General features: G+C 62.4%; 30 protein-coding genes, 1 other RNA gene and 1 pseudogene. 18 read left to right on the top strand and 14 right to left on the bottom strand.

The window, feature by feature from the left end:
* Positions 1-60 precede the first annotated feature (60 nt).
* Entirely contained in the window at positions 61-840 is a 780-nt protein-coding gene (locus KUV51_RS15145; protein ID WP_218463110.1) for a Bax inhibitor-1 family protein, read from the top strand.
* A 117-nt stretch (positions 841-957) separates the two neighbouring features.
* On the opposite strand, the gene KUV51_RS15140 is transcribed toward KUV51_RS15145, so the two are convergent.
* The 3 genes from KUV51_RS15140 to rpmG form a co-directional block, all read right to left on the bottom strand.
* Positions 958-1,437, bottom strand: a complete 480-nt coding sequence (locus KUV51_RS15140; protein ID WP_218463111.1) for a GNAT family N-acetyltransferase — start codon at positions 1,435-1,437, stop codon at positions 958-960.
* Positions 1,434-1,736: a hypothetical protein gene (locus KUV51_RS15135; RefSeq protein ID WP_218463112.1), complete on the bottom strand. Its 303-nt coding sequence runs from the start codon at positions 1,734-1,736 to the stop codon at positions 1,434-1,436. The genes KUV51_RS15140 and KUV51_RS15135 overlap by 4 nt, the downstream gene beginning before the upstream one ends.
* A gap of 71 nt (positions 1,737-1,807) precedes the next feature.
* Positions 1,808-1,975, bottom strand: coding sequence for a 50S ribosomal protein L33 (gene rpmG, locus KUV51_RS15130; RefSeq protein WP_039682682.1), 168 nt, complete (start codon positions 1,973-1,975; stop codon positions 1,808-1,810).
* A gap of 143 nt (positions 1,976-2,118) precedes the next feature.
* Between rpmG and KUV51_RS22305 the strand changes: the two are divergent.
* The 4 genes and pseudogenes from KUV51_RS22305 to KUV51_RS15115 all read left to right on the top strand — a co-directional run.
* A pseudogene (locus tag KUV51_RS22305) lies at positions 2,119-2,763 on the top strand (cupin domain-containing protein); the annotation flags it as partial.
* Positions 2,764-2,796: 33 nt separating this feature from the next.
* A complete protein-coding gene (locus KUV51_RS22300) occupies positions 2,797-3,147 on the top strand; it encodes a helix-turn-helix transcriptional regulator (protein ID WP_315898836.1) in 351 nt (116 codons plus the stop codon).
* Between the two features lie 139 nt (positions 3,148-3,286).
* Positions 3,287-3,652, top strand: coding sequence for a hypothetical protein (locus KUV51_RS15120; protein WP_218463113.1), 366 nt, complete (start codon positions 3,287-3,289; stop codon positions 3,650-3,652).
* A gap of 105 nt (positions 3,653-3,757) precedes the next feature.
* On the top strand, positions 3,758-4,234 hold the full coding sequence (locus KUV51_RS15115) for a YHS domain-containing (seleno)protein (protein WP_218463114.1): 477 nt from the start codon (positions 3,758-3,760) through the stop codon (positions 4,232-4,234).
* A gap of 63 nt (positions 4,235-4,297) precedes the next feature.
* Here the strand turns inward: KUV51_RS15115 and rnpB are convergent.
* The 6 genes from rnpB to KUV51_RS15085 form a co-directional block, all read right to left on the bottom strand.
* Positions 4,298-4,686: RNase P RNA component class A (rnpB, locus tag KUV51_RS15110), an RNA gene on the bottom strand.
* 117 nt (positions 4,687-4,803) lie between these two features.
* Positions 4,804-5,421 (bottom strand): N-acetylmuramoyl-L-alanine amidase, encoded by a 618-nt coding sequence (locus KUV51_RS15105; protein WP_370630852.1) that lies wholly within the window; start codon positions 5,419-5,421, stop codon positions 4,804-4,806.
* 47 nt (positions 5,422-5,468) lie between these two features.
* Entirely contained in the window at positions 5,469-6,284 is an 816-nt protein-coding gene (locus KUV51_RS15100) for a hypothetical protein (protein ID WP_218463115.1), read from the bottom strand.
* Positions 6,285-6,318: 34 nt separating this feature from the next.
* Positions 6,319-7,803, bottom strand: a complete 1,485-nt coding sequence (gatA, locus tag KUV51_RS15095) for an Asp-tRNA(Asn)/Glu-tRNA(Gln) amidotransferase subunit GatA (RefSeq protein WP_218463116.1) — start codon at positions 7,801-7,803, stop codon at positions 6,319-6,321.
* Complete coding sequence (gatC, locus tag KUV51_RS15090; RefSeq protein ID WP_218463117.1) at positions 7,803-8,090, bottom strand: Asp-tRNA(Asn)/Glu-tRNA(Gln) amidotransferase subunit GatC; 288 nt, start codon at positions 8,088-8,090, stop codon at positions 7,803-7,805. The genes gatA and gatC overlap by 1 nt, the downstream gene beginning before the upstream one ends.
* 52 nt (positions 8,091-8,142) lie before the next feature.
* Positions 8,143-8,790, bottom strand: a complete 648-nt coding sequence (locus tag KUV51_RS15085) for a ceramidase domain-containing protein (protein WP_218463118.1) — start codon at positions 8,788-8,790, stop codon at positions 8,143-8,145.
* A gap of 335 nt (positions 8,791-9,125) precedes the next feature.
* Here KUV51_RS15085 and KUV51_RS15080 point away from each other — a divergent pair, with 335 nt between their 5' ends.
* Positions 9,126-9,818: a metal-dependent hydrolase gene (locus KUV51_RS15080; RefSeq protein ID WP_218463119.1), complete on the top strand. Its 693-nt coding sequence runs from the start codon at positions 9,126-9,128 to the stop codon at positions 9,816-9,818.
* Positions 9,819-9,851: 33 nt separating this feature from the next.
* Here KUV51_RS15080 and KUV51_RS15075 read toward each other — a convergent pair whose 3' ends face one another.
* Positions 9,852-10,301: a nucleoside deaminase gene (locus tag KUV51_RS15075; RefSeq protein WP_218463120.1), complete on the bottom strand. Its 450-nt coding sequence runs from the start codon at positions 10,299-10,301 to the stop codon at positions 9,852-9,854.
* Positions 10,302-10,357: 56 nt separating this feature from the next.
* Between KUV51_RS15075 and KUV51_RS15070 the strand changes: the two genes are divergently transcribed.
* From KUV51_RS15070 to KUV51_RS15040, 7 genes are all read left to right on the top strand, one after another.
* Positions 10,358-11,158 (top strand): pseudouridine synthase, encoded by an 801-nt coding sequence (locus tag KUV51_RS15070; RefSeq protein WP_218463121.1) that lies wholly within the window; start codon positions 10,358-10,360, stop codon positions 11,156-11,158.
* A 298-nt stretch (positions 11,159-11,456) separates the two neighbouring features.
* Positions 11,457-12,083, top strand: a complete 627-nt coding sequence (locus tag KUV51_RS15065) for a M23 family metallopeptidase (protein ID WP_222522395.1) — start codon at positions 11,457-11,459, stop codon at positions 12,081-12,083.
* A 4-nt stretch (positions 12,084-12,087) separates the two neighbouring features.
* The gene (locus KUV51_RS15060; RefSeq protein ID WP_218463123.1) at positions 12,088-12,987 is read left to right on the top strand and encodes a 5-bromo-4-chloroindolyl phosphate hydrolysis family protein; all 900 of its coding nucleotides are present in this window, start codon (positions 12,088-12,090) and stop codon (positions 12,985-12,987) included.
* Between the two features lie 16 nt (positions 12,988-13,003).
* Positions 13,004-14,200 carry a toxic anion resistance protein gene (locus KUV51_RS15055; RefSeq protein ID WP_218463124.1) on the top strand — a complete coding sequence of 399 codons (1,197 nt, stop codon included), beginning with the start codon at positions 13,004-13,006 and terminating at the stop codon, positions 14,198-14,200.
* Between the two features lie 38 nt (positions 14,201-14,238).
* A complete protein-coding gene (locus KUV51_RS15050; protein ID WP_255553510.1) occupies positions 14,239-15,201 on the top strand; it encodes a DUF2927 domain-containing protein in 963 nt (320 codons plus the stop codon).
* Positions 15,202-15,286: 85 nt separating this feature from the next.
* A complete protein-coding gene (locus tag KUV51_RS15045) occupies positions 15,287-15,757 on the top strand; it encodes a hypothetical protein (RefSeq protein ID WP_218463126.1) in 471 nt (156 codons plus the stop codon).
* A 91-nt stretch (positions 15,758-15,848) separates the two neighbouring features.
* Positions 15,849-16,958: an SPFH domain-containing protein gene (locus tag KUV51_RS15040; RefSeq protein ID WP_218463127.1), complete on the top strand. Its 1,110-nt coding sequence runs from the start codon at positions 15,849-15,851 to the stop codon at positions 16,956-16,958.
* A gap of 97 nt (positions 16,959-17,055) precedes the next feature.
* Here KUV51_RS15040 and KUV51_RS15035 read toward each other — a convergent pair whose 3' ends face one another.
* A complete protein-coding gene (locus KUV51_RS15035) occupies positions 17,056-17,898 on the bottom strand; it encodes a hypothetical protein (RefSeq protein ID WP_218463128.1) in 843 nt (280 codons plus the stop codon).
* Positions 17,899-18,468: 570 nt separating this feature from the next.
* On the opposite strand from KUV51_RS15035, the gene KUV51_RS15030 reads away from it, so the two are divergent.
* The 5 genes from KUV51_RS15030 to KUV51_RS15010 are packed head-to-tail and all read left to right on the top strand — an operon-like array spanning position 18,469 to position 21,513.
* Positions 18,469-18,888 (top strand): hypothetical protein, encoded by a 420-nt coding sequence (locus tag KUV51_RS15030; RefSeq protein ID WP_218463129.1) that lies wholly within the window; start codon positions 18,469-18,471, stop codon positions 18,886-18,888.
* The gene (locus tag KUV51_RS15025; RefSeq protein WP_218463130.1) at positions 18,885-20,006 is read left to right on the top strand and encodes a TFIIB-type zinc finger domain-containing protein; all 1,122 of its coding nucleotides are present in this window, start codon (positions 18,885-18,887) and stop codon (positions 20,004-20,006) included. Before KUV51_RS15030 ends, KUV51_RS15025 begins: the two co-directional genes overlap by 4 nt.
* Entirely contained in the window at positions 20,003-20,674 is a 672-nt protein-coding gene (locus tag KUV51_RS15020) for a nitroreductase family protein (protein ID WP_218463131.1), read from the top strand. Before KUV51_RS15025 ends, KUV51_RS15020 begins: the two co-directional genes overlap by 4 nt.
* The gene (gene dtd / locus KUV51_RS15015; protein ID WP_218463132.1) at positions 20,671-21,117 is read left to right on the top strand and encodes a D-aminoacyl-tRNA deacylase; all 447 of its coding nucleotides are present in this window, start codon (positions 20,671-20,673) and stop codon (positions 21,115-21,117) included. Before KUV51_RS15020 ends, dtd begins: the two co-directional genes overlap by 4 nt.
* 60 nt (positions 21,118-21,177) lie before the next feature.
* Positions 21,178-21,513, top strand: a complete 336-nt coding sequence (locus KUV51_RS15010; protein WP_218463133.1) for a hypothetical protein — start codon at positions 21,178-21,180, stop codon at positions 21,511-21,513.
* A 20-nt stretch (positions 21,514-21,533) separates the two neighbouring features.
* Here KUV51_RS15010 and KUV51_RS15005 read toward each other — a convergent pair whose 3' ends face one another.
* Genes KUV51_RS15005 through KUV51_RS14995 form a run of 3 tightly spaced genes read right to left on the bottom strand, consistent with a single transcriptional unit; the run spans position 21,534 to position 26,265 of the window.
* A complete protein-coding gene (locus KUV51_RS15005; RefSeq protein WP_218463134.1) occupies positions 21,534-22,715 on the bottom strand; it encodes an HlyD family type I secretion periplasmic adaptor subunit in 1,182 nt (393 codons plus the stop codon).
* The gene (locus KUV51_RS15000) at positions 22,712-24,946 is read right to left on the bottom strand and encodes an ATP-binding cassette domain-containing protein (RefSeq protein ID WP_218463135.1); all 2,235 of its coding nucleotides are present in this window, start codon (positions 24,944-24,946) and stop codon (positions 22,712-22,714) included. Before KUV51_RS15000 ends, KUV51_RS15005 begins: the two co-directional genes overlap by 4 nt.
* Positions 24,943-26,265 carry a TolC family protein gene (locus KUV51_RS14995; RefSeq protein ID WP_255553511.1) on the bottom strand — a complete coding sequence of 441 codons (1,323 nt, stop codon included), beginning with the start codon at positions 26,263-26,265 and terminating at the stop codon, positions 24,943-24,945. The genes KUV51_RS15000 and KUV51_RS14995 overlap by 4 nt, the downstream gene beginning before the upstream one ends.
* Positions 26,266-26,422 lie beyond the last annotated feature (157 nt).

The raw sequence follows: 26,422 nt of genomic DNA, 5'->3' as shown, positions 1-26,422 counted from the left end.
GGCGGAAATCCGCGACCGGTGGCACCGCCACCGGCTTTTGTATCAATTTGGAGGTCAAATATGGCTGAGTTGAATACGATCCGGTCCGCGGCCGGTACACGCGCCGCCCAGATCGATGCGGGCCTGCGCGCCCACATGAATAAAGTTTACGGCACGATGTCCGGCGGCATGCTGATCACGGCACTTGCAGCCTGGGCCATCGCTGGTCTGGCAGTGACGTCAGATCCGACCGGTGCCACCGTCGCATTGCGCGAAGGCCAGTACCTGACGGGCCTGGGTGAAGTGCTCTACACAACGCCGCTGCGCTGGGTCGTGATGTTTGCACCGCTGGCCTTCCTGCTCTTCGGCTGGGGCGCACTGATGCGCCGCGGCTCGGCAGCCGCCGTGCAGCTCGGCTTCTTCATCTTCGCCGCCGTCATGGGCGTGTCGATGAGCTCGATCTTCCTGGTGTTCACGCCCTACTCGATCACGCAGACCTTCTTGGTCACGGCGATCGCCTTCGCGGGTCTCAGCCTCTACGGCTACACCACCAAGAAGGACCTGTCCGGCATGGGCACGTTCCTGATGATGGGTGTGATCGGCCTGATCGTCGCGATGATCATCAACCTGTTCCTGCAATCGGGCGTGATAATGATGGCCATCTCCGCCATCGGCGTCCTGATCTTTGCAGGTCTGACAGCGTTCTACACGCAGGACATCAAGAACACCTACATCGCCCACGCATCGCATGGCGATCAGGACTGGTTGGACAAGGCCGCCATCGACGGCGCGCTGAGCCTCTACATCTCGTTCCTGAACATGTTCCAGTTCCTGCTCATGTTCATGGGTCAGCAGGAATAGGCTGCGCATCAAGCACAAATGTAAAAGGCCGGTCCAAAGCGACCGGCCTTTTTCTTTGTCGGGTCGGTGGGTGGGCGCCTTTTGCGCGGACCGCGCAAAACAGAGCACCCGGCGACATCACAGGCTCTGCGTCATCCGTACGGAGGGAAAGACGATCCCATCGCCCAACGGCACATCAATCAGCCCAACCTGTCGAAACCCCACAGCTTCATAGAACGGCACCGCCGTGCGGGTGGCCCAACACTCCATCCGTGTGGCCCCCTTAGCAAGCGCGACGTCAAAACAGTGCTGCATCAGTAGCCGCCCCACCCCACGCCGCAGCGCCCGGTCATCGGTCACGACGTGCCGGATATGGCCCAGGCCGGACTCCTTTCGATCCGGTGTCCACCCGCCTGCACCCAGCACGACGCCCTCCTCCTCAACCACGTAGTATGTGCCACACGCCAACAGATCCGGTTGCGCCCGGCTGATGATGGGCAACGCCGTGACAAGCACCGAGGGTGGATAGTCGGCCTTGAGCAGCTTGGGATAGGTGCGCGCCAGCAGCGCGTCCACGGCGGCCAAATCCGCCTTGGTTGTCGGTCTGATCTGCATCATGCCTCCTCCCTCTCATCCGTATCCGCATGAGACAAATCATAGATGTAACTCTTGCGCCCCTTCGCCGTGACCCACGGCCCCTCGGGCGGGCACATGCCCTGCTCTGCCACCGGCATCTCCCATGTCCGGCCCACAAGGGCGCCGGTCTGCGGATCGCGCATGATCCAGCCAAGGCGCGCCTCCCATACCACCGTCAGGTCAGGTCGATCCGCGCGTCGATAGCAGCGCACCGCCCGTGGGTCGCGCGCAAAGCGGTATACGAGGCCATCCGACCGGCGGGTGAGCGTAAAGCTGTCCATGGTCCATCTCCACAAAAGAAAAAGGCCGCGTCCCGGAGGGCGCGGCCTTTGAATTCGAAAGAGGGGCGATCTTACTTGATCTTGCCTTCCTTGTATTCGACGTGCTTGCGCGCCACGGGATCGTACTTCCGTACGACCATCTTCTCGGTCATGGTGCGTGCGTTTTTCTTGGTCACATAGAAGTGGCCGGTGCCTGCGGTCGAGTTCAGGCGGATCTTGATCGTGGTTGGCTTGGCCATGTTCTGTCTCCTGCATCGCCAGAAAAGCCTGCACGGCCCGCCAGCGGGAAATTCGTCTTGAACCGCGCTTTTACCCGCGCCCTGCCCCGAGTCAAGCCCGCCCGGGACCCACATGCGCAACTATTTTGGCCGCCAGCGCAGCCATGCGCTGTTCGTCCACAATTTCGTGCCGTTCGTTCCGGATGCTGGACAGTCAGGCAGGCACATGCCTATTTCAAGGCATGCTCGATCCTCTCAGCGATATCCTGACGCGGCTCACGCTTCAGGGCACATTGTACTTCCGCACCGCCTTTTCCGCGCCCTGGGGCGTGGGCGTGCCGTCCTACAAGAACGTGGCGCGGTTCCACTACGCGGATCGCGGCGACTGCAAGGTGCGCATCGCGTCCACAGACACCATTGTCCACGTGCGCCAGGGCGACCTGATCATCATCCCCCACGGCGCCGCGCACGATCTGCTGAGCGCGGAGGGCGCAGACCGCGGCGTGCCCCCACTTGAATCCGTGCTCGAAGAAGCCGGATAAACCGGCCGCGGCGTGCTGGTCTACGGGGGTGAGGATCAGACCCGCACCACGCAACTGATCTGCGGCCACTTCTCTTTGGCCGACCGCGCCTCGCACGTGCTGATCGACAAGCTGCCCGATCACATCCTGATCGAGAATTACGGCGAAAGCGCCGGGCGCTGGATGGAAACGTCTCTGCGGATGATCGCATCCGAAGCAGGGCAGGACCGGATCGGCGGCGACCTGATCGCGCAAAAGATCTCCGAGGTCATCTTTACCCAGGCCCTGCGCGCGTTCATCGAAACGGATGCCGCAGCGCAATTGGGCCTTGCCGGCTTTGCCGACCCCAACATCTCGCGCGCGCTCGATGCCTTTCACCGCAACCCCGCATCGCAGTGGAGTGTCGAAGACCTCGCCCACGCCGCCGGTCAGTCCCGCACCGCCTTTGCCGTGCATTTTGCCGACAAGATGGGGGTCACCCCCATGCAGTACCTGACCGAGTGGCGGATGCAGATCGCACAGCAGGACCTGCAGGACACCAACAAGTCCATCGCCGACATTGCCTATGACGTCGGCTATGCCTCGGATTCCGCCTTTGCCCGCGTATTCAAGCGCGAAGTAGGCCAAAGCCCTGCCGCGTTTCGGAAGAATCGAACAAAAAATCCGGCTTGAACTGCACTTTCGTTCGCAGATTTGAACGATCTGTCGGTTTTGCTGAACGCTCGCAAATGGAACCAACCCGCCAAAACGCACACATTCCTCTCACAGAAGCGGGCACTGACGCGCTGCAGATCAGAGGAAAGGACCGCTCATGTCACTGCGTTTTGTTACCAAGGAAATCCACGCCTATCTCGACTACCCCGTTGCCCTCGGCCTGATGGCGATGCCCGCCCTGCTGGGCCTTGGCAGCAGCCACATGCTGGCCTTCTGGCTTTCGGTCGCCACCGGTGTGGCCGCCGTCGGCCTGACCATCCTGACGGACCACCATCTGGGCCTGATCCGGGTCCTGCCCTACAAGCTGCATCTGGCCGTTGACGGTGCGGTGGGTGCGGTCTTCCTGATCGCACCCTTTGCATTGGGCTTCTCGGGTCTCGACGCCGCCTATTACTGGCTCATCGGCGCCACGGTCATGGCTGTCGTATCCCTGCACCGAGGCGAAACGCCCGCACTGGGCTGATCCACCACTCCATTTACCAACATTTCACAGCTTTCACCCCTGGCGCAGCGATGCGCCAGACCACCCGGGCTTTGCCCACACTCCGCTGAAACGAAAGGAAATCCCATGTTTCGCACCCTGACCATCGCCACCGTCGCTGCCCTCTCCATTGGCTCTGCCGCCCTGGCCGCAGATGAATACAATGTCTCGACCGGCCTGACGGCGGCAGGCGCACCGCTGGGCCTGCACGGCGTCGACCCGGTGGCCTTCATCGCCACGGGCAATCCGGTCGAAGGCTCCGCCGCCCACGCGGCCGTGCATGACGGTGTCGCCTACCGCTTCGCCTCCGCCGACAATCTGGCCGCGTTCGAAGCCGACCCGGCATCCTACCTGCCGGAGAATGGTGGCTTCTGCACCTTCGGCGTGTCAGTCGGCAAGAAGTTCGACGGTGATCCCGACTACGCCGCCGTGATCGACAACAAGCTCTACGTGTTCCTGAACGCCGACATCTTCGCGGCCTTCAACAAGGACCGCGCAGGCACGATCACCAAGGCGGCCACCAACTGGACCGATATCCACAGCGTGGCTGTCGAAGACCTCTGATCCGTCAGCCAGGTCTTGGATATCGAAGCGGGCAAGGGCATGGGCCTTTGCCCGTTTTTTCATGCGCGCGGAGGGGCTGTAAGCCGGATTCTGTCTAGGCAGGTTGCCCTGCCCGAGATGACCATTCATCTTGGGATGCTGTTGCCAACATCCCTCTAGCTGCCAACCCGGACCTGCTGGGGCAGAAGCAGCCCCGGACCGTTGCCGGCCCACGCGGTCCCTATTTGGCATTGCTCCCGGTGGGGCTTGCCGTGCCCGGTCTGTTGCCAGCCCGGCGGTGGGCTCTTACCCCACCGTTTCACCCTTTCCCCGGCGCACCGGGGTAGTCTGTTTTCTGTGGCGCTGTCCGTCGGGTTGCCCCGCCCGGGTGTTACCCGGCACCGTTGCTTCTGGGAGTCCGGACTTTCCTCTCAGGTAGGTTGCCCCACCCAAGCGGCCATCCGCCCCTCCGCGCCGGACGCGCATACGTGCGGAACCGGGGGTGCGTCAATGGGTGGTGTTGCGCGGGTTGTGGATGCGGGAGCCTCCGGCGGGAGTTTATTTGGCAAGATGAAGGAGGATCGCAGCGCTCAGGTGGAAACCCTCGTTTTGCCTTTCAAAGCAATAAAGTCCGCGGGATCAAGTGGCCCGGTCGCAACGGGCCGATGGCGCAGGCGCACCGCCGCGAGAAGGGCTTCATCCGAGGCATCGGCAGTGTACCCGGCAACGCGCGCGACGTGCCGGAATGCGTCACTGCCCTCGCCGGAGGGCGAGATCTTCGCCACAGGCCGCGCCGCCAAGCCCCGCGCTTCCAGCCGTGCCCAGTCAAAGAACGGTCCCGGATCGAACTTGCGCCCCGGCGCCATGTCGGAATGCCCGATGACGTTCCGGGCCGGGATCGCCCACGCAGCAAGAATGCGCGCCAAAAGCCCCTCAAGGCTCTGCATCAGCGGTTCCGCAAACGGCCCCTGCCCGTCATTGTCGAGCTCGATCCCGATGGACCGCGAGTTGATGTCGGACAGCCCGTCCCACTCTCCCGCACCCGCATGCCATGCGCGCAGCCCTTCCGGCACCAATTGGGTGACACTGCCCGATTTACAGATCACGTAGTGCGCCGACACCTCAGCCGTTGGATCACAAAGCCGCTCAATGGCCTCCTCCGCCGTCGCCATCGCGGTGTAGTGCAGCACCACATGCGTCGGTCGCAACCCGTCCCGCCGCGGCCCGCAATTCGGCGAAGGATGCTGATGCAGGATCAGTTGCCAGCCGCCCGGCGGAATGGTGCCGGGTCCCAGCCGCAGGCATAGCCGTCGCCATCCGGATCCAGCCCCTTGCGATCGCGCTGCGGCCCACCGGAGGCGAGGAAGTCGATCTGCGCCTCGTCACTGGAGTTGTAGACCGCGCAATTGCGCTGAAACTTGGCCGCCGACGCGACCGAGAACCGGCGATGCATCTGCGTGCCCTTCGGATGGCGGGTTTGCAGGGCATATTGGACGACATTCGGCTGCGCACTGCCCGCCCGCGAGGGCAAGGCCGTGGGCTGCACCACCTGATATTGCTGCCGGTTCGCTTCCAGACGGGCCGCATCGCTTGCGATGGATTCGCGCGACGACACCGCATCGAAATTGTTCTCGTCCGATATGCCCGGATTGTTCAGGATCACGGGCGCCGCGTTCGACGGGCTCGCGTTGACCACGGTCTGCCCGGAATTGGCCCGGGCGGCCGCCGCATCATTGTTCGCCGCAATCTGCGCCAGCTCCGCATCCAGGCTGGCCGGATTCGATACCGCACGCGGCGTTTGCGCCGTGGCCGGCCGCGCAGGCGCACCTGCCACAGGCTGCTGCCCCGCAGGGGGCAAGGGTTGCGTGCCAACCGGTGCAGCGGGCTGAACCGCCGGACCTGTCAGCTGTGCGTCGCGGGCCTCGCGCGCGGCCAGCGTGTTGGGGTTGTCAAAGCCTACGCCACGTCCAGGATCGGCAAAATCACCCGGATTGCTGTCTGGGATCGCGGGCTGACACGCGGCCAGTCCGGCCACGGCACCCAGCATCAGGAAACTGCGGAAACTCATCATCTGCTCTACCCTTTTGGGTTTTGGTCGAACGGGATTACCACCATTTCTGCGGTTTGGCCACAAAACCGGCCCGTGCCTCCAGGGCATAAGCGGTGTTCAGCAAATCCCCTTCCTCCCATGGACGGCCAATCAACTGCAGGCCCAACGGCAAACCCTGCGCATCGGTTCCCGCAGGCACGGCGATGCCCGGCAGGCCCGCCATGTTGACGGTCACGGTGAACACGTCGTTCAGATACATCTGCACCGGATCATCCGACGCCTCGCCCAACCCAAAGGCGGCAGAGGGCGTCGCAGGCGTCAGGATCGCGTCGATCCCCTGGGCAAAGACGTCCTCAAAGTCCTTCTTGATCAGCGTCCGCACCTTGCGCGCACGGTTGTAGTAGGCGTCATAGAACCCGGCACTCAGCACATAAGTCCCGATCATCACGCGGCGCTTCACCTCGTCACCAAAACCCTCGGCCCGGGTCTTTTCATACATCTCGGTGATGCCGTCGCCCTGATCCAGCTTGGCGCGATGCCCATAGCGCACCCCATCATAGCGGGCGAGGTTCGAGGACGCCTCGGCCGGCGCTACCACATAGTAAGCAGGCAGCGCGTATTTGGTGTGAGGCAGCGAAATATCGACAATCTCCGCTCCCGCATCGGCCAGCATCTCGCGGCCTTGCGCCCAGAGCGTTTCGATCTCGTCCGGCATCCCGTCCATGCGGTATTCTTTGGGAATACCGATCTTCTTGCCCTTGATGTCGCCGGTCAGCATGGCCTCGAATTTCGGCACCGGCAGATCGACGCTGGTGCTGTCTTTGGGATCATGGCTGCACATGGTTTCCAGCATGATGGCCGCATCGCGCACCGACTTGGTCATCGGCCCCGCCTGATCCAGCGAAGACGCAAAGGCCACCACACCCCAACGCGAACACCGTCCATAGGTCGGCTTGATGCCGGTGATGCCGGTAAAGGCCGCAGGCTGGCGAATGGAGCCGCCCGTATCAGTGCCGGTCGCCGCCAGACACAGATCCGCAGCCACAGCACTGGCCGAGCCACCCGACGACCCGCCGGGGGTCAGGGCAGCCTCATCATTGCCGCGCCGCCACGGGTTCACAGCATTGCCATACACGGACGTCTCGTTGGACGAGCCCATGGCAAATTCATCCATGTTCAACTTGCCCAGCATCACCGCACCTGCATCCAGCAGGTTGCCGCTGACGGTGCTCTCATATTCTGGCAGGAACCCTTCCAGAATACGGCTCCCGGCCTGAGACGGCACACCCTTGGTACAGAACAGATCCTTGATCCCGATGGGCAAGCCGCACATGTCGGGCGCATCACCCGCCTTGATCCGCGCATCCGCCGCCTTGGCCTGCTCCCGTGCAATCTCGGGCGTGTTGTGGACAAAGGCGTTCAGCGCCCCAGCCCCTTCGATCTCAGTCAGGCACGCCTCGGTCAACTCGACCGAGGTCACGTCACCTTCGCGCAGTGCATCACGGGCTTCAGCCAGCCCCAGCTTGTTCAATTCGCTCATCACTCAACCACCTTCGGCACGGCAAAGAACCCCTCGCGGGCATCCGGCGCGTTGGCCAGCACCTTGTCCTGCTGACCACCATCCGTCACCTCGTCCACACGGCGCTTCAGGCGCTGCGGGGTCACGGATGTCATGGGCTCCACGCCCTCCACATCGACCTCGCTCAGCTGCTCGATGAAGCCGAGGATCGTGTTGAATTCGTCAGCCAGCGCCGGAAGCTGATCTTCCTCGACCTTGATCCGGGCCAGTTTCGCCACGCGGGCGGCGGTGCTTTGATCGATGGACATGAAATCCCTCTCTTGCGTCTTGAGGCGGCTTTATCGCGCGGCGGGTGTGCCTTCAAGCCTCTCGGGCGCGCAAGAAGCGCACATACACCTCGATCATCCAGCCCAGCATGACCGCGTTGAGGATATGCCACAGAAAATGCGTGCCCAAGGGGATCTGGTTGCACAGCATATCATCAACCGACCGCGCGGTCAGAGACACCAGCAGAATGACGGCGCCGATCACAAATCCGCGCGCCAGCGCAGGCGCACGGCGCCACAGGGCGACGGCATAGATCAGGATCAGCGCGGGGACAGGCAGATACCCCGCCGATACACCCAGCACGGGCACATATTGAAACAGCGGGACGGTTGCCGCGGCATACGGGAAAAACAATGCCGTCGCGCCCAGCGCCCAACCCGTCCGCATGCCCCAGACATCCCGGTTGATGGCGAAGATATATAGTAGAATGAACGCTGCAATCGGCGCCACATCCGCAATGGCCGACCACACCTGCGCGTGGGTGTGAAACAGGTAGCTGCCCAGCCCGATCAGCCCAAGGATGATGCAAAGCACACGGGCCAGCGGCACCCCCGCACTACGCCGCCACATCCAAAGGGCGGCAATGACAAAGGCTGCGTTGGTCACCGCATTCACCGGCTCGGCCCAATAGTCCGGCCCCAACCGCTCGCAATACCCGTCAATCTGGCGCAGCAATTCCATGCCCTGTCACCTACCCCTCCCAACGCGCCATTCAAGAGGGCACCGCACGTTGCGTTAACCCCTGCCCCACCGCCCGATGGGGGTGCACAGGGGGTGTACGGATGGTGCACGCGGGGTGACACCCTGTCTCCGCCCCTTAAACTCCGTAAAAATCAGGTAAATCCCGGCGCGAATCGCGCCGATCCGGGGCTCCGCCCATTCGGACCTCAAACACCGCCCCACGGTGTTTGCCGCTGCGCGGACCGGTCCGAATTCCCTGTTTCAAAAAAAATCCCCGCCGGAGGCTCCCGCACCCTGAAATCGGCGCTACACTCGCGTAAAACGGGAGACGCACCATGAACATCATCTGGCTCGGCCACGGCAGCTTTCGCATCGAAATCGGGGACCAGATCCTGCTGATCGACCCCTGGCTCACCGGCAACCCCATGCTTGCCGAAGACCAGCACGAGGCGGCCATCCAGGACGCCACCCACATCCTCGTCACGCATGGCCATTTCGACCACACCGCCGACAGCGTTGCGATCAGCCAGAAGACCGGCGCACCAGTCTCGGCCATCTTCGAGCTGGGCAACCTGCTCTTTGCCAAGGGCGCGATCCAAGGTCATGCATACGGTCGCGGCGGCACGATCAGCCTTGGTAACGTCACCGCGACCCTGGTGCCGGCATCGCACTCATCCTCCATCGGAGACGACGAGAACCCGCGCTATTCGGGCCAGGAATGCGGGTTCATCATTCGCGGCGAAGACAAGGTGATCTATGTCTCGGGCGACACTGACATCATGGCGGACATGTCGTGGATCGGCGACTACCACAAACCCGATATCGGCATCCTGTCGGCAGGGGGATATTATACCATGGACATGGCCGGCGCCGCCTATGCCGCCCGGCACTTCTTTCACTTCGATACTGTAATCCCATGTCATTACAGGACTTTCCCGCTCCTCGAACAATCGGCAGAGGTGCTGAAGGAGGGGTTGCCGGGCGTCAAGGTGATCGAGCCGGAGGTCATGCAGCCCATCACCCTCTGACACGGCACATCCCGAAGCCTTCAAAGGAAATAGCTACCGCCGAGATGCGAAAAACTGCTTCAACAGGTCCTCGGCCTCTGTCGCTGCAATCCCGTCATAGACCTCGGGCACATGATGCGCTTGGGGATGCGAAAACACCCGCGCCCCATGGGCCACACCGCCGGACTTGGGATCTGACGCGCCATAATACACCCGCGCAATCCGCGCCGCCGCAATCGCCGCCGCACACATGGCGCAAGGTTCCAGCGTCACGTAAAGATCATGGCCCACCAGCCGCTCCGACCCAGCATCAGCACAAGCCGCCCGGATCGCCAGAACCTCTGCATGGGCCGTCGGATCGTTCAACTCCCGCGTCCGGTTGCCCGCCCGCGCCACGATCTGCCCGGCAGGCGACACCACAACAGCGCCCACAGGCACCTCGCCCCGCGCACCCGCCGCCCGCGCCTCCTCCAGCGCCTGATCCATGAATGACCGAAACTCCATGGCGCTTCCCTGCCACGCCGCTTGCCTGCCGCGCAACCCGGCGGTAAGCCCGGCCCATGACCCAAGACACCCCCAAAGGCGACCGCATCGCCAAGGTTCTCGCCCGCGCCGGTATCGCCAGCCGCCGCGGCGCGGAAGATATCATCGCCGCTGGCCGCGTGAGCGTGAATGGCAAGCAGATCGACAGCCCGGCGCTGAACGTAACCGACAGCGACAAGATCACAGTGGATGGCAAACCCCTGCAAGCCCCTGATCCTGAAAGACTTTGGCTCTACCACAAGCCTGCTGGGCTGGTGACGACCACAAAGGATGAACAAGGCCGCAAGACTATCTTCGATGCCCTGCCAGACGACATGCCGCGCGTGATGAGCGTCGGACGGCTCGACCTCAATTCCGAAGGGCTCCTGCTGCTGACCAACGATGGCGGGATCAAGCGCAAGCTCGAACTGCCTTCGACCGGTTGGATGCGGCGCTACCGCGTGCGGGTGAACGGTCGGCCAACCGATCCGCAGCTTGAACCCTTACGCAAGGGCGTCACGGTCGAGGGCGAGCACTTCCAGCCCATGCAGGTCACGCTGGACCGCCAGCAGGGTGCCAATGCCTGGCTCACCGTCGGCTTGCGCGAAGGCAAGAACCGCGAGATCCGGCGCGCGATGGACAGCATCGGCCTCGCCGTGAACCGGCTGATCCGCGTCAGCTACGGTCCTTTCCAACTGGGCGAGTTGAAACAGGGCGCGGTCGAGGAGGTGCGCAGACGGATCGTGCGCGACCAACTGGGTCTTGATCCTGAACCAGAGACCGGTACGGCCAAACCCAAGGGCAAACCCCGCCGCACGCGCAAGCCGCCTCGACGGTAAGCTCATATGTGACACGCGGCGTGAAACTTTCCCCTTGTGCCCGTCATTTGCGCGTCACACCTCTCATGCAGTGGAGGGGACGCGCGCACCCCTAGTGCCGCACCCGCAAAGCGGCTATATATCTGATAGCCAACAGGGAACTACGGGATGGAGCCGACCGCTTTTCAGAAAATCGCCTTTGCCGCATTGCTGGCATTGATGTTCGGCGTGACACTGGGTTTGCTCGGTGGCCTCTGACCTGATGATGAAGCGTCAACCTCACCGTCGCTGCGCCCGCAGCGTTTTGAGTGGCAAAGCGGTGGCATTGATCAGCGCTCTGATCTGCACGCCCGATTCACCGCTGCTCGCGAGGAATGTCGGCGAAATTACATACCCGGCGGGCGCTCCGAAAATCATCTCGGACTTCCGGTCGCGCACCAACGTTCGCGGCGGTTTGCGGCTGTCAGTCCACCAAGGCATTGATTTGGCCGGTCCAAACGGCAGCCAGATCATTGCCGCAGCCGACGGGCGCGTACTTGAGACGGATGTCGGATCTTGCTGGGGGCCAACTGTCGTTATCGACCACGGCATCGGCCGGGATGGCAAGCCTCTGATTGCGGCCTACGGGCACCTTGGTCAAATGCAGGTCAAGTCCGGCCAGAGCGTACGCCGCGGGCAGTTGATCGGTACGCTAGGCAACAACCAGCGCGACTTCAGATGTATCGGCGGCGTGCGCCACCTGCATTTCCAGCTGGGCCGCGCGTGGCGCGGACCGGAAAAGGGCACGTTCTGGGGCCACATGCGCTATCTGCGGGATGGCAAACGAGGCACCAATCCGCATCAATACTGGGCAGACGGGCCCAATCGTGTCACCTGTTTCGACGCCGGACGCAGCTATCCCGCCGGAACGCTGACCTACCCCGTGCCCTGCGCCGGAGGAGCCTGAGACCATGGCCAAACGCTTTGGCGGCAAGTACAGCCCCGACCCGACCGACGCACCCGACACAGGCGACCGCCCGGCTTTTGATCGGGCCAAGGTGGACCCGGTTGGCGCGCGCGCCAACCTGATGTTCCTGCCCGCCATACCGATGGTGTTTCTGGCATTGAACGATGGGGCGACCGGGCTTGTGACCGCGCTGGTATCTGCCGCCGTGCTGACCGGCGGCGCATTCATGCTGCGCGAGGGGCTGAAGGCTGAAGCCGCATACCATACCCGCAAGGTCGCGCGCCGACCTGCCCTGCCGCGCAAGATCATCGCGGCCTTCCTCGTTGGTTTCGGCATCACGCTGGCTGCCTATCGCTCCGATCCGGGCATCATCGCACCTCTGCTCTACGGGCTGGCCGCCTTTGGCCTGCACTTGGCCGCTTTCGGCATCGACCCTCTGAAATCCAAGGGCCTCGAAGGCGTCGACAGCTTCCAACAAGACCGCGTTGCCCGCGTCGTGGATGGGGCCGAAGAGTTGCTGGCCGACATGCGCGACGCCATGAAGCGCGCCGAAGATCGCAAGATGGAACTGCGTCTCGACCAGTTCCAGACCACCGTGCGCGACCTCATCCGCACGGTCGAGGAAGACCCGCGCGACCTGACCGCGGCACGCAAATATCTGGGCGTCTACCTGATCGGTGCGCGCGACGCGACGATCAAGTTCGCCGACATCTACGGGCGCAGCCGCGACGCGCAGGCCCGCACCGACTACGCAGCCCTTCTGGACGATCTGGAAGAGAACTTCGCCGCGCGCACCCGCAAATTGCTCACCGAGGATCGCTCCGACCTCACCATCGAAATCGACGTGCTGCGCGACCGCTTGCAGCGCGAAGGCGTGCGCGTGTCGCCCGCCGATGACGCTTAACGATAAGGATCAAGTCATGTCCGAAACAGTTCGCCAAAAGGCCGAAGCCGCTCTTGCACAGGTCGAGGAAGTCACCGCCGTGGTGCTGCCCGAACCCAAGGACGCCAACGCGATTGTCCCGCTGGAACAGGCCGACGCGCCCGTTGGCACCGAAATCCGCGCCCGTATGGACGAGATCGACATGGAAGACACGCAATCCATCGTGTCTTTCGGCTCTGCCGCGCAGGCAGAGTTGCAGGAAATCAGCCAGTCCATGCTGCAGGACGTCCGAAACAAGGATGTGGGCCCGGCAGGCGACAGCTTGCGCAATATCGTGACCACAATCCGGGGCTTTTCGGTTTCCGAACTCGATGTCCGGCGCGAGCGCAGCTTCTGGGAGAAGCTTCTGGGCCGCGCGGCCCCCTTTGCCAAGTTCACTGCCAAGTTCGAAACGGTGCAGGGCCAGATCGACAAGATCACCGACGATCTGCTTTCGCATGAGCACACGCTTCTGAAAGACATCAAGTCGCTCGACCTGCTCTATGAAAAGACACTGCAATTCTACGACGAGTTGGCGCTCTACATCGCGGCGGGCGAGGAGAAGATCAAGGAACTGGACGACAAGGTGATTCCCGCCAAACAGGCCGAAGTGGATGCCGCCGCCGAGGATGACCAGGTGATGAAAGCGCAGGAACTGCGCGACCTGCGCGCCGCCCGCGACGATCTGGAGCGGCGGGTACACGACCTGAAACTGACCCGTCAGGTGACGATGCAATCCCTGCCCTCGATCCGGCTGGTGCAGGAAAACGACAAGAGCCTTGTCACCAAGATCAACTCCACCCTCGTCAACACCGTGCCGCTTTGGGAAACACAACTGGCTCAGGCCGTAACCATCCAGCGCAGCGCCGAAGCGGCGGCTGCCGTGCGTGACGCCAACGACCTGACCAACGAGTTGCTCACTGCCAACGCCGCCAACCTGCGCGAAAGCAACAAGGCGATCCGAACCGAGATGGAGCGCGGCGTCTTCGACATCGAGGCCGTCAAGCAAGCCAATGCCGACCTGATCGGCACCATCGAGGAAAGCCTGCAGATCGCCGACGAGGGCAAAGCCAAGCGTGCGGCTGCCGAGGAAGAACTGAAGAAGATGGAGGCCGAACTGCGCGACACACTTGCGTCGGCCAAGGCCCGCAAGGATGGCGTGGGCGACACCGCTGGCACTTCGGTTCCGAACTGACCGAAAAAACGATGCTCGGGGCACGGATCAGACGCAGGATGACGGCATGGGGCGGCCTCGTCGCCCTTGGGCTTCTTGCGGCCTGCGACGTGTTCCAGCCCGTCGAACCCGTGCTGACGCCGAAAGTGCGGCCAGCCGGACTGGCACCACCACCGGTCCCGGACATCCAGGCGACGTCGCAGGAAAGTGCGGCCTTGCGCGCCTATCTGGCACAGGTCCAGTCCAGCCAACTGACCTCCGGGCTGCTCAGGCAGGATGGCGGCGGGCCGGACACGCCCTTCACCTCCGACATGCTGGCCCGCAATTTCGAAGAGATCGTGTTCTTCAACGAATATGCCAGTCCCGGCGTCCGCCCCGGCGCGCCCAGCGCCCTGCGCCGATGGGCGGCACCTGTGCGCATTGGGATCGAGTTTGGTGCGTCGGTCCCGCCCAGTCAGCGCACGCGCGACACCAATGATGTGATCGCCTATGCCCGGCGATTGTCGCAAGCGACGGGCCACCCCATTTCGGTGTCCGACAATCCGAATTTCCTGGTCTTTTTCGTCTCGGAAGACGACCGGGCCGCTGCGCTGAATGCGCGCGCCACCCGTTTGCCTGCGGTAAACCGGATCAACGTGGGGCCGGTACGGGATCTGCCCAGTGATGCTTATTGCGCCGTCGCAGCCTATGCAGGCGGCGCCGAAAAATCGACCTACACCGCGGCCGTTGCCGTGATACGGTCGGAGAACCCCGACCTCTTGCGACTGTCCTGCATTCACGAGGAGCTTGCCCAGGGCCTTGGCCTTGCCAATGACAGCCCGGATGCGCGCCCGTCGATCTTCAATGACGACGATGAGTTCGCGCTGCTGACAGGTCATGATGAGCTGCTGCTGGGTATGCTCTACGACGACCGTCTGCGCCCTGGCATGGGGCTGGTCGAAGCGCAACCTATCGTCGCCGACCTGGCGCGGGAGAAGCTGGGCGAAGACATCGCAGAACTGCAGGCCAGCGCTCAACAATAGCACATTGCCGTGAGGCCACCTGTCTGACCACAAGCCCGTACATATGTGCGCTTCATCACATGAAACGCACAAGGTCGGCCCCATCATGCTCTCCACGCTCACAGCCTTTCCCCTGCGCATTGTCCTGATCGCGGGCCTGATCGGCGAGCTTGCTTTCGAAGCCTATGCTTGGCTCATGTCCCCCCTGATCTTCGGCGTCGTGCTCGAACCCAGCAACCTGATCGCGGCACTCGCCAGGATCTACCTCGATGCATCGCTCGGCTACGGGGCAGCCTTTGCGGTGCACTTCGCCATCGGTGTCGTGGGGTTCGGCAGCGCCGTCTGGCTGATCCACCGCCTCAGCGGCCTGCGCCCGGAACTGGCGGGGGCACTGACCGGCCTTGCGCTCTGGTTCGTGGCGCAAGGCGGCCTCGCCCAATTGGTCGGGCGCGACTTCATGATGGGGTTCGGTGCATACACACAGTCGTCCTTTGTCGGCCATGTCGGCATGGCAACGATCATGGGGGCCGTCATCGCGCGACTGCAAGCGCGCCACCGCGCAGAACGAACTGCGTAAACGGCTGCCACACGCACGTGCCGTCAAAACCCTTCGCACTTGCTGCCATGGCATCCTATATTGGCTGCAACTGAATACAAAGGGCACCGCAATGAGCATTTTCGATTTCCTCTCCGGCCAGTTCATCGACGTCATCCACTGGGTCGACGACAGCCGGGACACGATGGTCTGGCGGTTCGAACGCGAGGGGCACGAGATCAAATACGGTGCCAAGCTGACGGTGCGCGAGGGGCAAGCTGCCGTCTTCGTGCACGAAGGCCAACTGGCCGACGTCTTCACCCCCGGTCTCTACATGCTCGAGACCAACAACATGCCCATCATGACGACGCTGCAGCACTGGGATCACGGCTTCAAAAGCCCGTTCAAATCCGAGGTCTATTTCGTCAACACCACCCGCTTCAACGACCTGAAATGGGGCACCAAGAACCCGATCATCTGCCGCGATCCGGAATTCGGCCCCGTGCGCCTGCGCGCCTTCGGCACTTACTCGGTCAAGGTGGCGGACCCTGCGCGGTTCCTGGTCGAGATCGTCGGCACCGACGGCGAATTCACGATGGACGAGATCAGCTTCCAGATCCGCAACATCATCGTGCAGGAGATGTCCCGCAGCCTTGCCAAGTCCGGCATCCCGGTCATGGACATGGCCGCCAACACGCGCGAACTGGGCCAACTTGTGGCCAAGGAAATCAGCGCCCAAATCACCGAATACGGGCTCACCCTGCCCGAGCTCTACATCGAAAACATCTCGCTGCCGCCGGCGGTCGAGGAGGTGATGGACAAGCGGTCCTCCATGGGCGTGATCGGAAATCTCAACGAATACATGCAGTTCCAGGCGGCAGAAGCGCTTGGCCGTGAGGGCAGCGGCGCATCTGACGCGATGCAGGCCGGGCTGGGCGCGGCGATGGGCCTGCAAATGGGTCAGCAGGCTGCATCCCCCGGCCCCTGGGGCGCGCAACCTGCACGCGGCGGCGCCACACCGCCGCCCCCGCCTGTCGAACATGTCTGGCACGTGGCAGAAAACGGCGAGACGAAGGGCCCGTTCTCCAAGGCACAGCTGGGTCGCATGGCGCAAGCGGGCGAGCTGTCTCGCGAAAGCTATGTCTGGACAGCAGGCCAGGACGGCTGGATGAAGGCAGAGGACGTGACTGAATTGGCCCAGCTTTTCACCATCCTGCCGCCACCACCGCCGCCCGGGGTGTAACAGACACCTGTAGCGCCCGCCTTTGGCACGAACCATGGAAGCGTAGTGTCGCCTTTGCGGCGGCACCATCAATCACGCCGCCTGCGCTCCGTATTCGCTAAAGCTTCACTCCACAGCTCACATCGCCTGCCTTATGCGGATCAATCGCAAGCTGATATTCTGGAATTTTTTCACCTTTGCACCAATAGAATTCCCGAGTGGTTTCACCCTGCATCAGAAACTCCCGCGCCAAGCCCTGGGCATGGAATTCCCGCATGGTCCCATCTTCAACGATGTAATCTCCGTTCTTCTTCTTGGTCGTGGGCTTAGTATTGAGAAGATCATCAACATATGGAATTCTTTTTACCAAGTTTGCCATGGTCTTTTTGAGAATGGTCACATTCATACCGTTGTGCCAATCGTAGTCATCGAACACTTTGTACGTAAATTTCATATCGTATCGCACCTGGTTTCCGTCCGGGGTAACCAAAACCTCCCCCATGCCCCAACATTGATATCCGTGCATTGCGAAATACCAGTTCGGACACTCTTCTTTGCGCACTGCAGCAGACTCCGGCCGGGCTGACGCAAAGCTGTGACGTCCAAACGGCAGCGTCTCCACATAAGCCTTGGCCTGACCAACCTCTTCAGTAAATCTTTTGTGCGCAGCAGGTGAAGACGCAATGATGTTTTCTACATTCAGATCCAAGTCTCTTCCTGAAGCTGTGAAGTAGTGTTCAAGATGCCGGCGCGTGTCTTTCCCAACCAATCCACTCAAAGTGTTCAGGAAAAGAAAGCTGGTCATCTTTTCCTTTAGCGCGATCATATCAGCTGTTTCAGGTTTCGAATTGAATTTACCAAAAATACGACTTCTCTCACCCTTGAGATAGCTGTCAACGACCACTTTTGGATCACAATTTCCGGGCATATAATGCGTGCTTGATTTGGCTTGAGTTGGCATATTACCTCAACGAATTAAAATGAATGTCTACCGCCATAGATTATGTCGATCAGATAATCACAGTAAATGACACAGCCCAGACGGGACGGGAGGTTTGCCGACCGATACGGCAAAATACGGCAAATGTCCGCTGATGTATGGCGGTCTTTTCAGTTTGCTGTTGCGGCTTCCAACAGCAGCATATCCAGCGGCGGTTACTAAATTTCGAAGCCCAGCGCTCCAGCGGCTAGGAGTGGTTGGAAGACATCAATCAGACGGAGGTGGCGAACCCTTTGCAAAGGCCGCCACGCTACCGGTATTCGGCGAAGGACCAAGAAGCCGCCTGCGCATGGCAAAGAAACCCGACAACGCGCATGGGCTCTTGCAAAGACAGCACGTGGAACTCTCAGGGCCATAGGCATACCAAACCCTCTGCCTCGCTAGAGCCCCCCCGCACCCCATCTTGTCGGCTTTCCAGCTGAATGGAAACTCGCGTTGTTCACAAAGTGAAAGCCCACCTTCTTACACCATTCGATATAGCCAACATCTGTCCAGACCAGTACGCTCGACGATACTGACACAGGAACAGCCATGCGCCGCAAAGTCACCATTGCCCTCCACTGGACGAATTTCGTCCTCCTGATCCTTCTGGTGGCAGGCGGGCCGATCCCCGCCATCGCTTGGGCCTTTGTGCTGACAGGCGTCGGCATGTGCGCCATCGCCATCGTCCAGGGCCTGATGAACGGCCCCGGCCCCAAGCTCGAAGGCGCGTTGCGCACCGTACACCCATGGCTCAGCCGCGGCATGTACGCCGCGCTTGGCCTCGTGGCGGCACTCACTGCATGGTATATGCTCGGTGGACGCTGGGGTGGCCCCGCCCTCGTCGATCTGTACTTTTACCTGATCGCGGCCTCATCGCTGCACGCCATCTTCCACCTCTGGCGACACACCGCGCTCGGCGACGGCGCCTTGCGCCGGATCACGCCAAAGGCCATGCATTCGCTTCTATGACCGACTCTTCCGACCCAACCGCTGCGGCCACCACAGCCGATCACCGCTTTCCCTGCGACAATTGCGGCGCCGACTTCCGCTTTGATCCAAGCGCGGGCCTGCTGGTCTGCGACCATTGCGGCAACACGGCCCCCATGGACACGGACGCCCCGCGCACCATCGCCCCCATCGCCGAACTGGACTACCGCGCGGCCCTCACCGCCGACCTGCCAGCGGCGGAGATCGAGGAGACCCGCGTCTCCACCTGTCCCAACTGCGCGGCACAGGTCGAATTTGACGCCGACCTCCACGCCACCGAATGCCCGTTCTGCGCCACGCCGGTCGTCACCGACACCGGCGCCCACCGGCATATCAAGCCGCGCGGCGTCCTGCCCTTCGCGCTGACAGAGGCAGAGGCACGGGATGCCATGACCACCTGGCTCGGCAATCTCTGGTTCGCCCCCGGCGGCTTGCAGGACTACGCGCGCAAGGGCCGCGCGATGCAAGGCATCTACGTCCCCTACTGGACCTTCGACGCCGACACCCGCAGCAGCTATTCCGGCGAACGCGGCACCGTCTACTACGAAACCCGAACGGTGATGCGCGACGGTAAGCGCCAACAGGTGCGCGTGGCCAAAGTGCGCTGGCGCCCTGCACACGGCAAGGTCGCCCGCTTCTTCGACGACGTGCTGGTGCTGGCGTCAAAGTCCCTGCCCAAACGCTTCACCGACGCGCTGGAACCCTGGGATCTGAGCGCGCTGGAACCCTACGCGCCCGAATTCCTCGCCGGTTTCCGGGCCGAAGGTTATGCAGTCGAGCTGGAGGAAGGGTTCGAAGAAGCCCGCGCCAAGATGGACCGCGTCATCGCCCGCGACGTCAAGTTCGACATCGGAGGCGACCGCCAGCGCATCCACGCCATCGACACCAAGCTGGGGGCCATCACATTCAAACACGTGCTACTGCCTGTCTGGCTCGCCGCCTACAAGTACCGGGGCGAAACCTACCGCTTTGTCGTCAACGGGCGCACGGGCCGGGTGCAGGGTGAACGCCCCTGGTCCAAGATCAAGATCGCCATCGCCGCGGTGCTGGGCCTGATCGTCGCCGCAGGCATCGGTTTCGTGATCGCTACACAGCAATGACCCACTTCAACGCCTTGGACGCCGTCCTCTCAGCCCGCTTCTCCTGCCGCGCCTTCCGACCCGCCCCGGTGCCCCGCGCCGATGTCGAACGCATCATCGCCACCGCACAAAAGGTGCCGAGTTGGTGCAACGCCCAACCGTGGCAGGTGATCGTAACCGCCGAGGCCGAGACCGAGCGCTTCCGCGACGCGCTTTATGCCGCTGCCAGCACCACCGCCCCTGCCCCAGACATGCCATGGCCCGAAGGCTACCCCGGCGTCTACGGTGACCGCCGCCGCGCCTGCGGCTTCCAGCTTTACGACGCGGTTGGCATCGAAAAAGGCGACCGCGCCGCCTCCGCCCAACAGATGATGGAAAACTACCGGCTGTTTGGTGCACCCCACGTAGCAATCATTACCAGCCCGAAAGTGCTGGGCCCCTACGGCGCCATGGACACGGGCGGCTTCGTCACGGCCTTCTGCCTTGCCGCACAAGCGCTGGAGGTCGCAACCATCCCGCAGGCCGCCATCGCAGCTCAGGCCCCGTTCGTGCGCGACTTCTTCGACATCGCAGAGGATCGGCAGATCCTGTGCGCCATTTCCTTCGGCTATGCCGATCCGGACCACCCGGCCAACACCTTCCGCGCTGACCGTGCCGAAGTGGCCGACGTCATGGAGTGGAAGGAATGAGGGCGCTCCTGCAGCGGGTGTCCGAAGCCTCCGTCACCGTGGATGGCCAAACGATCGGCAGATGCGGCCCAGGCCTCCTGATCCTTGTCTGCGCTATGCCCGGCGACACAACCGAAACGGCAAAGGCGCTCGCCGCGAAGGTCTCAAAACTGCGACTGTTCAAGGACGACGCCGGCAAAATGAACCTGTCGATCCTGCAAACAGGCGGCAGCGCGCTTGTGGTCAGCCAGTTCACGCTTGCAGCGGACACGTCCCGCGGCAACCGCCCTGGCTTTTCAGGGGCAGCCAAGCCAGACGAGGCCGAGGCGCTCTACCTGCAATTTGCCGAGGCCCTGCGCGATCTTGGGGTTGAGACAGAAACAGGTCAATTCGGTGCCGAGATGGCCGTGGGACTAACGAATGACGGGCCGGTGACGATCTGGCTGGATACAGAGGCGAGTTAACCGGAGACGTCTCCGGTGCATGCTATGCTGCCTTTCAAGATTTGAGGTATTCAGAACGTTATGTCGAAATTTGCGCCGCTCAAAGAAAAGCTAAAAAACAATGGCTGGGACGTTGAAACGGTTTGCCTTTCAAGCGACTGTTGGTGGGCGAAGGAAATCTGGAGACTGACTCCAAAATGGAGCCCACTTGGCCGCACTATATACCTTTCCTTCTTGCTGGATCCGCTGTGCGAATACGATGATAACAATCCGCCCGATGAAGCAGTTTGGGCGGTCAATTTAGCATCGGAAATTCCAATGTCTCGCCCTCTGGACGGTGTTTCGGCAAAGGCGCGACTTTCCGAACAGAATGAAAAAATCGTAGCTCTAGCAGCCACTCTCCGAGAGGAAAATTAAAGCGCGCACAGAACCATGCCCTAAGGCTCCCGAAACGCCTCACGCGACTTGTAAAGCGGCTTCATCAGATATTGCAGCACCGTCTTCGCCCCGGTGTGCAACTCAACCTCCGCCTGCATCCCCGGCCGGATCGAGATTGACCGTTGCCGCTCCGTCAGCGCCGACATGTCCACCCGCACCGTCACCTTGTAGTGCGCCTCGCTGTCCGGCTTGCGCTCGTCCTTGAATGTATCGGCCGAGATCAGCTTCACCTCGCCCTTCAGCGCACCATAGATCGTGTAGTCGTAGGCGCTCAGCTTCACGCTCGCTTCCTGCCCCGGCAGAACGTTGGCGATGTCCTTGGGCGCCACGCGCGCCTCGACAAACAACTCCTCGTCCAGCGGGATGATCTGCAGGATCTCCTCACCAGGCCGCACAACACCGCCAATGGTCGTGACGCTCAGATTGTTCACGATCCCCCGCATGGGGCTGACCAGAACGGTCCGGTTCAACTGGTCCTGCGCTGCCTTGTAGGTCTGGCGCAGTGTGCCCAGTTCCTTGAGCGTATCGGAATAGGCCTGCGCCCGCTCCAGCTCAGTCTGGGTCATGATCTCATCGAGCTTGATACGCGCATCCGCATGGGCTTTACGCGCCCGCGTCACCTCGATCAGTGCGACGATGTTGCGCTCCAGCAAGTCCTCCAACAGCGTCCGCTCTTTGGCGGCCTGATCAAGCACCCGTTGCGCGCCCTCGCGGCGGCTCAGAAAGTCGGTCTGCCGCGCATTGAGCAGCGCCCGCTCCGACGCCACAAGCCCCGGCATCTGCTGCTCCAACGCACCCGGCACCGCAAAATCAAACTGGCCCGCCAACTCAGCTTCCAGACGCAACTGGCGCACGGCCAGAGCCGCGATCTGATCCTGCAGATCATCGGCCTGAGACTGAAACTGTGTCCCCTGCAACCGCGCCAGCACATCACCCTGCTCGACAACGTCGCCCTCGGCCACAGCCAATTCGGCAAGAATACCGCCCTCAAGGTTCTGAATGATCTGTGGTCGAGACGACGAGATCATCTCACCCGAGCCGCGGACAATCTCGTCCACCCAGGCAAACGCGGCCCAAAGAACAAACACCAGCACCGCCCCGGCGCTCAGCCATACGACCAGCGATGGGCCACGCATGTCACTTTCAAGCTGTCCGCTCAGATTGGTGTGCGCGATGCTCATGCGATCTTGCCCTTCAGCGGTACGGTCTTGCCGATATGGCTCAGCACCTCATCCCGCGGGCCGTCGATGGTCATGCGCCCGTTCTGCAGGATCAGCGTGCGGTTGGTCAGCGACAGGATCGGCACGCGGTGGGTGGCGATGATGGCCGTGCGGCCCTCCATCCATGTCTCGAGCCGACTGACCAGAGTGCTTTCCAGCGTCTGATCCAAGGCGGCGGTGGGTTCATCCAACAGGCAAATCTTGGGATCCTGCAACCACAGCCGCGCCCAGCCGATCGACTGGCGCTGCCCGATGCTCAGGCCCTGCCCGCCATCCAGAATTTCCAGATCCAGTCCCTTGTAGTGCCCCTTCACAAACGGCCCCAGCCCCGCGAAATCCAGCGCGGCATAGAGGCGATCATCGTCCCGCTCCAGCAACGTCAGGTTCAGATTGTCCCGCAGCGTGCCCGAAAACAGGCGCACATCCTGTCCCAGATAGCCAACGAGCCGCCGCAAATCCCGCGGCTCGATCTGCGCCATGTCGGTGCCATCAATAAGCACGCGGCCCTTGCTCGGCGCATAGACCCCCGACAGCAGCTTGAGCAGAGACGACTTGCCCGCCCCGTTCGATCCCAGAACAGCAACGCGCTGCCCCGGCATGATCTGCACACCGGGAAGGTCCAACGTCGGCGCGCCATCGTCCTCGTATTGAAACTGCACCTCACGCAGTTCGAAATGCCCCTTCAGCGCATCACGGCGCAGATAGGTCCGGCTTTCATCCACATCCTGCGGCGCGTCGGCAATGGCGTCCAGGCCATCGAGCGCCGCCTTCACATTGCCCCAACGCGCCATCGTGCCCGCCAACTGCGTCAGCGGCGCCAAAGTCCGCGACGACAGAATACCCACCGCAATGATCGACCCGACGGTAAACTGCCCGGCAAAGACCAGATACGTCCCCGCAATCACCGCAGCCACATAGGTCATCTGCTGCATGCCTTGGCTCCAGAAGGTCAGGGCCGACGCCAGCCGCCGCTGCTCCGACGACTTCATGGCCGACAGAGTCGTCAACTCCTGCCACAACCGCATCACACGGTCCTCGGCGCGCTGCGTCTTCACCGTATCCCGCTCAAAAATCGCCTCGTGCAGCAGCCGCGAAGACTTGGCGGACGCGCCCTGCGTTTCCTGCGTCAAACGCAGCATCCGGCGCTGCAGGAAGAAACCGGGCACCACCATCAGCACCCCGCCAAGGATGAGCACCCAGACCACCGGCCCCGCAATGGACGCGACCAGCAACAGGAACACAAAGATAAACGGGATGTCGGCAATGGTGCCGATCGTCGAAGCGGTAAAGAACTCGCGCACAGACCCGAACTCGCGCATGGCCGAGAATGTCATCGACGGAGATTGCCCTCGCAAATCGCTCCGCATCCCCATGACGCGCTGCATCAGCAGGGTCAGAACGGACAACTCAATCTGCCGCCCCGCACCGTCCATCAGGCGGGCACGGGCGATCTTGATAAACGCCTCGAGCAACAGGGCCAGACAGGCTCCAGCCGCCAGCACCCACAAAGTCGCCTCGGACTGATGCGGGATCACACGGTCATAGACCTGCAAGGAAAACAATGCCACGGCGACAGCCAGCAGGTTCGCAACGAAAGACCCAAGCGCCACCTCCGCCAGCGCCTTGCGAAAGCGCGGGAACTGCCCCCAGAACCAGTGATTGCGCACGGCAAAGGTTTTGTGCACCTCCGCCACCCGCTCCAGCGGCGCCTCCGCCTTGACCAAGAGACCGGCAAAGAACGGCATGAACTCCCCCATCGGCACATGGGCGCGATTGTCCGGGCAGGTCTTGTCATAAATGATCAGGTCATCGCGGTCCTGACCGACAACCAACACCACCTGACCGCTGGTCATATAGGCCAGTGCGGGCCAGTGTTCCGGCGTCAAGGCCTTCACAGACATCACCTGCGCCTGCAAACCCGCGCCACGCAAGCAGCCCGCCAGCGTCCCGGCTTCGACCTTGTCACTTGCCCCCTCACGCGCGTTCTGCCGCAGGGTCGTCAGCATGTCGGACGCCGCCGCAGACACCCCAAGCAAACCGGCATAGGCCACCGCCACATCGGCGCGGGCACTCAAACGGTCCGCCTCATGATTGGCGTTATCGGCCTTCGGCGTCTCCTTGACCGGGGCCGCCGTGATCTGCGCCCGATTGCCGTTGGTGATGGTCAGGGTAAAGGGGCGTTTCTCGGTCAAATCTGCTCTCCATCCGCCAGCACCCCTTGCACGCGGGCCAATTCGACCTGCAGGCGGAGCGCTTCGTATTTCAGCAGCACTTCGGCGACCTGGCGCGCGGCAAAGGTTTCATAGACGCCCACCACGTCCATGACCTGCCGCTGTCCGGCCTGATATTGATCCTGAAACAGATCAAGGTTCGTCTTGGCCTGCGCAGTCAGCCCCCGCGCCTCACCCGCCTGACGGGCGGTGGCAGCAGACTGGCCCTCCAAACGGCGCAAGGTGCGGTTCGCATCCTCATTGGCCTGGGCCACCTGACGGCCCGCCGCCTCGCGCGCAGCCTCGATGGCACGCAAACGCCCAGCGGTGCCAAAGCCGATGCCAGTGCCGCCGGCCGTGATCCCAGCCCCACTGTTTTCCCCAGCCGTCGCCGTGGCGGTGATGCCGGGCAATTGGTTGGCGCGATCAATCTGCGCCTGCGCAATGCTGCGCTCCTTCTCGGCTTCCGCCCGCGTCACGGCCAAGGGCTGTGCGGCAGCGCCACCCACAGCCAGCGTCTCAAGCCCACGCACATCGCCCAGCGGCTGGATCGACATGGCGTTCAACTCGGAAATCGCCGTTGCCTCCGCCTCTTCGCTCGCAGCAATGGCGGCTCGGATCTCTGCCAGCTTCTGGCGGATCACGTTCAGATCGGACATGTCCGACACGCCGCCCCGGACGCGCTCTGACATGATGTATTCGAAATGCTCCATCTCACGCAGGGTCGCGCGATGGACGACAGCGCTTTCACGGGCTTCGGCAGCGGTCAGATAAAGATCCAACCCCGTCGCCACCCGGGCATTCGTATCCTCGGCCAGCGCGACGGCGGCCACCTCGACATCTGCCTTGGCAAAGGCGCGTTCACCCTTCTTGCGGCCATTGTCGAAAATCACCTGCTCGACGACGATCTGGCTGATGATGTCGCCCAGCGAGTTCAACGACACGCGCGGCCCGATGGTCGGCAACCAGTTCTTTGACGCGGCAGACGCGCGCAGACGTGCTGCGCGCAACTCGGTCTCCGCGGCGCGGGCATTAGCTGCCAGAACAGACGTCGCCACGCGGTCATACGCACTGCCCGACGGCAGTACCGACCGGCGCGCAAGCAAACCCTGAATAACCGGGCTTTCCGCGTTCAATGTCTCGTCATGTGTCGTGGGTGTCGCCCGCAGCGCCGCCTGCGACGGGGCCACGACCTCCGCGTCAGCCCCTGCATCGGATCGGGACACAAAGGGCATTTCGCCCATGTCCCCCATACATCCCGCTGTAAGCGAGACGGCGGTGAACACCACCGCGTACCTCATACCACCTTGCCCCATAGTCCTGCCCCGGTTCGGGTTTTTATCGTTTTTGGAGGTGGGCGCGGTTGCGGTGTCCGGTCCGCGCCTCTGTCTTGCTGGAGAATGCTCGATTTTTTGGTCTTGTTGCTCTTGCCCAGTGAAAGTTCGTTTGTGTTGCAGT

The sequence above is a fragment of the Tateyamaria omphalii genome, assembly GCF_019802125.1.
Classification (GTDB): domain Bacteria; phylum Pseudomonadota; class Alphaproteobacteria; order Rhodobacterales; family Rhodobacteraceae; genus Tateyamaria; species Tateyamaria omphalii_B.
The sequence above is the reverse complement of the archived record's forward strand: the minus strand, read 5'-3'. Positions and strand labels throughout refer to the sequence as shown.

Bases quoted from the DNA above. Each gene is read 5' to 3' on its own strand.
- KUV51_RS15145 (WP_218463110.1), top strand. From the start codon at position 61: ATGGCTGAGTTGAATACGATCCGGTCCGCGGCCGGTACACGCGCCGCC.
- KUV51_RS15140 (WP_218463111.1), bottom strand. From the start codon at position 1,437: ATGATGCAGATCAGACCGACAACCAAGGCGGATTTGGCCGCCGTGGAC.
- KUV51_RS15135 (WP_218463112.1), bottom strand. From the start codon at position 1,736: ATGGACAGCTTTACGCTCACCCGCCGGTCGGATGGCCTCGTATACCGC.
- rpmG (WP_039682682.1), bottom strand. From the start codon at position 1,975: ATGGCCAAGCCAACCACGATCAAGATCCGCCTGAACTCGACCGCAGGC.
- KUV51_RS15120 (WP_218463113.1), top strand. From the start codon at position 3,287: ATGTCACTGCGTTTTGTTACCAAGGAAATCCACGCCTATCTCGACTAC.
- KUV51_RS15115 (WP_218463114.1), top strand. From the start codon at position 3,758: ATGTTTCGCACCCTGACCATCGCCACCGTCGCTGCCCTCTCCATTGGC.
- KUV51_RS15100 (WP_218463115.1), bottom strand. From the start codon at position 6,284: ATGATGAGTTTCCGCAGTTTCCTGATGCTGGGTGCCGTGGCCGGACTG.
- gatA (WP_218463116.1), bottom strand. From the start codon at position 7,803: ATGAGCGAATTGAACAAGCTGGGGCTGGCTGAAGCCCGTGATGCACTG.
- gatC (WP_218463117.1), bottom strand. From the start codon at position 8,090: ATGTCCATCGATCAAAGCACCGCCGCCCGCGTGGCGAAACTGGCCCGG.
- KUV51_RS15085 (WP_218463118.1), bottom strand. From the start codon at position 8,790: ATGGAATTGCTGCGCCAGATTGACGGGTATTGCGAGCGGTTGGGGCCG.
- KUV51_RS15080 (WP_218463119.1), top strand. From the start codon at position 9,126: ATGAACATCATCTGGCTCGGCCACGGCAGCTTTCGCATCGAAATCGGG.
- KUV51_RS15075 (WP_218463120.1), bottom strand. From the start codon at position 10,301: ATGGAGTTTCGGTCATTCATGGATCAGGCGCTGGAGGAGGCGCGGGCG.
- KUV51_RS15070 (WP_218463121.1), top strand. From the start codon at position 10,358: ATGACCCAAGACACCCCCAAAGGCGACCGCATCGCCAAGGTTCTCGCC.
- KUV51_RS15060 (WP_218463123.1), top strand. From the start codon at position 12,088: ATGGCCAAACGCTTTGGCGGCAAGTACAGCCCCGACCCGACCGACGCA.
- KUV51_RS15055 (WP_218463124.1), top strand. From the start codon at position 13,004: ATGTCCGAAACAGTTCGCCAAAAGGCCGAAGCCGCTCTTGCACAGGTC.
- KUV51_RS15050 (WP_255553510.1), top strand. From the start codon at position 14,239: ATGACGGCATGGGGCGGCCTCGTCGCCCTTGGGCTTCTTGCGGCCTGC.
- KUV51_RS15045 (WP_218463126.1), top strand. From the start codon at position 15,287: ATGCTCTCCACGCTCACAGCCTTTCCCCTGCGCATTGTCCTGATCGCG.
- KUV51_RS15040 (WP_218463127.1), top strand. From the start codon at position 15,849: ATGAGCATTTTCGATTTCCTCTCCGGCCAGTTCATCGACGTCATCCAC.
- KUV51_RS15035 (WP_218463128.1), bottom strand. From the start codon at position 17,898: ATGCCAACTCAAGCCAAATCAAGCACGCATTATATGCCCGGAAATTGT.
- KUV51_RS15030 (WP_218463129.1), top strand. From the start codon at position 18,469: ATGCGCCGCAAAGTCACCATTGCCCTCCACTGGACGAATTTCGTCCTC.
- KUV51_RS15025 (WP_218463130.1), top strand. From the start codon at position 18,885: ATGACCGACTCTTCCGACCCAACCGCTGCGGCCACCACAGCCGATCAC.
- KUV51_RS15020 (WP_218463131.1), top strand. From the start codon at position 20,003: ATGACCCACTTCAACGCCTTGGACGCCGTCCTCTCAGCCCGCTTCTCC.
- dtd (WP_218463132.1), top strand. From the start codon at position 20,671: ATGAGGGCGCTCCTGCAGCGGGTGTCCGAAGCCTCCGTCACCGTGGAT.
- KUV51_RS15010 (WP_218463133.1), top strand. From the start codon at position 21,178: ATGTCGAAATTTGCGCCGCTCAAAGAAAAGCTAAAAAACAATGGCTGG.
- KUV51_RS15005 (WP_218463134.1), bottom strand. From the start codon at position 22,715: ATGAGCATCGCGCACACCAATCTGAGCGGACAGCTTGAAAGTGACATG.
- KUV51_RS14995 (WP_255553511.1), bottom strand. From the start codon at position 26,265: ATGAGGTACGCGGTGGTGTTCACCGCCGTCTCGCTTACAGCGGGATGT.